Here is a 4,338-nt window from a genome sequence, read left to right as displayed (position 1 = left end):
GTGGCGGCACGGCACCCGCCAGCACGCCAGGCTCCACCGCCGGGAACGCGCCTGCCGGCGCAAGCCCGGCGGGCGGCGCCTCGCCGCAGCGCGGGGGCTGATCCGTGTTCTCAGCCATTTTCGTCGACCGGCCACGCCTCGCCATCGTCATCGCGATCGTCATGACGATCGCCGGCGCGCTGTCGCTGACGCGTATCCCGGTGTCGCAGTTCCCGGACATCGTTCCGCCGCAGGTGCAGGTCACCGCCACCTATCCCGGCGCCTCGGCCGAGGTGGTGGAACAGGCCGTGGCACAGCCGCTCGAAGCCCAGATCGTGGGCGTCGAGAACTCGATCTACATGCGCTCCAACAGCGGCAGCGACGGCAGCTACCAGCTGAACGTCTCCTTCACGCTGGGCTCCAACGCCGACATCAACACGGTGAACGTCAACAACCGTGTGCAGGCGGCCATGGCGCTGATGCCGACCGAGGTGCAGCAGCAGGGCATCCAGGTCCGCAAGCAGTCCTCCTCGATCCTGCAGGTGCTGTTCCTCTACGCGGACCAGGCGGGCGAGTATGACCCGCTGTTCCTGACCAACTACGCCACGCTGAACATCCTGGACGAGATCTCGCGCACCGCGGGTGTCGGCTCGGCCACGCTGTTCTCGCGCCAGAACTATGCCATGCGCATCTGGTTCGACACGCAGCGGCTGGTCAGCCTGAACCTCTCGCCTTCGGATGTCGTCAACGTCATCCGCTCGCAGAACGTGCAGGCGCCGGCCGGGCGCATCGGCGCGCAGCCGGTGCCGGCGGACCAGCAGGTGCAGATGAACGTCCGCACCCAGGGACGCCTCTCCACGCCTGAGGAGTTCGGCAGCATCGTCATCCGCGCCAATCCCGATGGCTCCGTGCTGCGGGTGCGGGATGTCGCGCGCGTCGAGATGGGCGCGCAGAACCAGGACGTGACCACGCGCCTGAACGGCCAGGACGGCGTCGGCATCGGCATCTACCTGGCGCCCGGCGCCAATGCCGTGAACGCCGCCGCCGCCGTGGGCGCCACGCTGGAGCGCGTGCGCACCCGCATGCCGCAGGGCCTGACGGTGCGTCCGGTCTTCGACACCACCATCTTCGTCTCCGACACCATCCACGAGGTCATCAAGACCCTGCTGGAAGCCTTCGTGCTGGTGGCCGTGGTGGTCTTCCTGTTCCTGGGCAATATCCGCGCCACCATCATCCCCATCATCGCGGTGCCGGTTAGCCTCATCACCACCTTCGCGGTGCTGCTGGTCATGGGGTATTCGGCAAATACGGTCTCACTGCTGGCCATGGTGCTGGCCATCGGCATCGTTGTCGACGACGCCATCGTGGTGGTGGAGAACGTCGAGCGCGTGATGGAGGAAGAGCCGGACCTTTCCCCGGGCGACGCCACCAAGAAGGCGATGGCGCAGATCACCGCGCCGATCATCGCCATCACGCTGGTGCTGCTGTCGGTCTTCGTGCCGATTGCCTTCATCCCCGGCCTCTCGGGCGTGCTGTTCCGGCAGTTCGCCGTGACCATCTCGGTCGCCATGGTCATCTCGGCCATCAACGCGCTGACGCTCTCGCCCGCGCTCTGCGGCGTGTTCCTGCGCCACACCGGGCCGCGCCGGGGCATCATGGCCTGGGTGGGCAAGCGCATCGACAATGTGCGTGATGGCTATGCCGCGCTGGTGCGGCGGCTGCTGCGGCTGTCGCTCGTCGGCCTGGTCCTGGTGGCGGTCTTCGGCTTCGGCGCTTTCACCATCGCCAGCAAGGTGCCCAGCGGCTTCCTGCCGGCCGAGGACCAGGGCGCCTTCATCATCGCCTTCCAGTTGCCCGATGGCGCTTCCCAGCCGCGCACCAGCGAAGTGGTCGCGGAGCTGGAGAACCGCCTGAAGCAGATGCCGCAGGTGCGCGACGCCATCGCCATCATCGGCCTTTCGCTGCTCGACAGCAGCAACTCCTCCTCCGCCGCCACCATGTTCGTGCAGCTGAAGGAGTTCGCCGAGCGCACAGGCCCAGGCGATAGCGTGCAGGCGCTGATCGGCCGGATCTTCATGGAGAGCCAGCAGATCCGCAACGCGCAGATCATCCCGATCAACCTGCCGCCGATCATCGGCCTCTCCACCGGCGGTGGCTTTGAGTACCAGCTCGAATCGCTGGAGGGCGCGGAGCCGGCGGAGATCGGCCAGGTGATGGGGGCGCTGGTCGGCGCGGCCAACCAGGACCCGCGGATGACGCAGGTCTTCTCGACCTTCTCCGCCCGCGCGCCGTCGCTTTACCTGGATATCGACCGCAGCAAGGCGCAGGCGCTGGGCCTCACCATGACGGATGTCTTCTCGGCGCTGCAGGCCACGCTGGGGAGCACCTTCGTCAACAACTTCAACCTGTATGGCCGCACCTGGCAGGTGCTGGTGCAGGGTGAGGCCGCGGATCGCCGCGACGAGGAAGCGCTCTGGAAGATCCAGGTCCGCAACAGCCGCGGCGAGATGGTGCCGCTGCGCGCCATCGCCACCGCGCGTACGGTGGTCGGGCCGCAGGTCATCACGCGCTACAACAACTACCGCTCCATCACCATCAACGGTAACCCCGCGCCCGGCGTGTCTTCCGGCACGGCGATGATGGCGATGGAGGAAGTGTCGCGGAACACGCTGCCCGCCGGCTATGCCTTCGAATGGACGGGCACGGCCTATCAGGAGCGGCAGGCCTCCGGACAGACCGCCTATATCCTGGCGCTGGCGGTGCTCTTCGCCTTCCTGTTCCTGGTGGCGCTTTACGAGAGCTGGGTCATTCCCATCCCCGTGCTGCTTTCGGTGATCGTGGGCGTGCTGGCGGCGGTCTGGGGCATCTCGCTCTCGGGCCTCGCGATGGACCTCTATGCACAGATCGGCCTCATCGTGCTGATCGCGCTGGCGGCCAAGAACGGCATCCTGATCATCGAGTTCGCCAAGGAGCAGCGCGAGGCCGGCCATTCCATCACCGAGGCGGCGGAGCTGGGCGCGCGGCTGCGGTTCCGCGCCGTGATGATGACCTCTATCGCCTTTATCCTCGGCCTCGTGCCGCTGGTCTGGGCGAGCGGCGCGGCGATGCTGGCACGGCGGGCGGTGTCCACCCCCGTCTTCGCGGGCATGATCGCGGCCTCCACCATCGGCATCTTCCTGATCCCCATGCTCTACGTGGTGTTCCAGAGGATGCGGGAGGCGACGCATCGCCGCTTCGGGCGGGGCCAGCATGCCCTGCCGGACGGCACGGCCCAAGGCCAGCCGCAGGGCAGCGGCCACTGACAGAGAAGCCGCCGGCCTGGGTTCCAGGCCGGCGGTTCTCGTTTGGGGCACCCGCCGCGCGGCATCAGGCCGCCCGGCTGCCATCCTTCCCGTAATCGGCGCCGAAGCTGCCGCTGGCGGCCAGCCGCACGCGGTTCAACAGCAGTTGCAGCCTTGGGCAGGCTTCCAGCATGTCCAGCGCCGCCTCCACTTCCTCGTCCCGCGTCTGCTCCGCGCCCACCACCATCACCACCTGTCCGGCCACGGCCGCCAGGGCATGGGCATCCGAGGTGGCGAGGATGGGCGGCGTATCCAGCACCAGCACATGGCCAGGCAGGCCACGCGCCAGGCGGGCGATAGCACCGGCCAGCGCATTGCCACGCGGCGGGGCCGAGTCCTGGCCATCGGGCGTGGCGCCATAGGGCAGAAACAGCAGCCGCTCCAACGCCGTGGCCAGCAGCGGTGGCATGCCGCCCTGCGGGGCCAGCGTCAGGTTCCGCAGCCCGGGCGAGGCGGCGCCCAGGATGTCGCTGATGGCGCCGCGCCTGCCATCCGCATCCACCAGCACCACGGGCCGCCCGCCGTTGGAAGCCAGGGCGGCGGCGAGGTTGAGGGCGATGAAGCTTTTGCCCTCTCCCGGCCGCGCGCTGGCGACCAGCACCACCCGCCCATGGGCACCTGGCGCTTCCTCGATGCCGCGCAGCACCTGCTGCTGCACCAGCTTCATCTCCTCCAGCGCAAGGCTGCGTCCCGGAGCCGCCATCAAGCCGGCGGCGGCGAGGGCGGAGGCGGGTATGGCCGGCGTTGCCGCGGCAGGCGGGGGCGCCGGCACCGGGCCAGGCGCCTCCCCCATCATCGCACGCTCAACCAGATGCTCGCGCTGCCGCGGGGGAATGGTCATGCCAGCATTCTCACCACCATGCCGGGAACCCCGGCCAAAAGGGCGCCGAAGACGGCCAGCAGCGCCGCCAGGCCGAAGCCAAAGCCCACCGAGGCGCCGACATGGCGCCGGCGGTTCAGCGCGGAGATGCCGCCAAGCACCGGCAGGCCGAGCCGGCGCAGGTCGTTGACGGTGTGG

At 68.9% G+C, this 4,338-nt stretch carries 2 protein-coding genes and 1 pseudogene; 1 reads left to right on the top strand and 2 read right to left on the bottom strand.

Translation table 11 applies throughout. The annotated features are described in order from the left end of the window. The first annotated feature begins 104 nt into the window (after window positions 1–104). Window positions 105–3,281, top strand: a complete 3,177-nt coding sequence (locus IBL25_RS24695) for an efflux RND transporter permease subunit (protein WP_187781114.1) — start codon at window positions 105–107, stop codon at window positions 3,279–3,281. 64 nt (window positions 3,282–3,345) lie between these two features. Here the strand turns inward: IBL25_RS24695 and IBL25_RS24690 are convergent, their stop codons facing one another. Further along, window positions 3,346–4,161, bottom strand: coding sequence for a P-loop NTPase (locus tag IBL25_RS24690; protein WP_187781113.1), 816 nt, complete (start codon window positions 4,159–4,161; stop codon window positions 3,346–3,348). Beyond that, window positions 4,158–4,338, bottom strand: a pseudogene (locus IBL25_RS24685) (XrtA system polysaccharide chain length determinant); the annotation flags it as partial. The pseudogene IBL25_RS24685 and the gene IBL25_RS24690, both read right to left, overlap by 4 nt.

Origin of the sequence: Pseudoroseomonas ludipueritiae (assembly GCF_014490445.1) — a bacterium.
Lineage (GTDB): Bacteria > Pseudomonadota > Alphaproteobacteria > Acetobacterales > Acetobacteraceae > Pseudoroseomonas > Pseudoroseomonas ludipueritiae.
Note: the sequence above shows the minus strand (reverse complement) of the source record. Positions and strands in the feature narration are given on the sequence as shown.

Coding starts and splice junctions, on each gene's coding strand:
- IBL25_RS24690 (WP_187781113.1), bottom strand. CDS start 4,161: ATGACCATTCCCCCGCGGCAGCGCGAGCATCTGGTTGAGCGTGCGATG.